This window comes from Oleiphilus sp. HI0043, from assembly GCF_001634935.1.
In genome coordinates this window covers 1-846 of the sequence record NZ_LWEY01001843.1, presented here as the reverse complement: position 1 = coordinate 846, position 846 = coordinate 1, and the positions used below count along the sequence as shown (strand labels likewise).

The following is an 846-nucleotide window of genomic DNA, read 5'->3' as shown; positions in this document are numbered from 1 at the left end:
GTCATGTACCCCTTTATTTCACCCTTATTTTTGAACAAAGGCAGCCGTTATCTGTCACACTTCTTGTTAGTCGTTTTGCGCTCTATACCTGAGCTGATGTTGGTGTTTGTTTTACTGATTATGATGGGTCCCTCGATGGTGCCCGCGATCGTGGCTTTGAGCTTGCACAATGGTGCGATTATCGCGCATTTGATTGGCAACGCATCACGCAACCTTAAGCTAAGACAAGACGCCCCGAAAGGCATTAATCTATATTCCTACGAAGTCACGCCCAGATTATATCGGCCCTTTTTGGCCTTTTTGTTTTACCGCTGGGAGGTGATTCTACGAGAGAGTGCCATACTGGGAATTCTCGGCGTGCATACCTTGGGTTTTTACGTCGACTCGGCCTTCGAAGAGTTGCGCTTTGATCGCGCCTTGTTTTTAATTTTAGTGACGGCATTGCTGAATATTCTTGTCGATACCTTATCACGCGGTATTAGGCGAAAGCTGCGGCTCAATGCCTTGCCGGATATGCGTTAGTGTAAGAGGAACAGTCCCGTTATAGGGTGCGCCGTGCGCACTGGCGGAGTAGTGGCATTCAAGCTTATATTTAACAAATAACAATGACTGTAGGCAGAGGGTTCTATCCCTCGCTCGATCAACCTCGTGCTAGCCTTCATGCGAGCCGTGGAAGGCTCTGCCTACAGGTTTAGGGCACTAAAGAGGGAGCGATAACGAATGATTACCATTGATTACCGCCTCTCTTAAAGAGCTGGATTAGGAATAAACGTGAAAAAAAATGAGACAAATACTGATACACCCATTAGCCAAGACTTGGTGTTAATCGGTGGTGGCCATGCCCAC

At 47.3% G+C, this 846-nt stretch carries 1 protein-coding gene; it reads left to right on the top strand.

Features of this window, described 5'->3' with window-relative positions; genetic code table 11:
- Window positions 1-522, top strand: a 522-nt coding sequence (locus A3729_RS33620; protein WP_369820165.1) for a PhnE/PtxC family ABC transporter permease, incomplete at its 5' end; no start/stop codon positions are given.
- Between the last annotated feature and the right edge of the window lie 324 nt (window positions 523-846).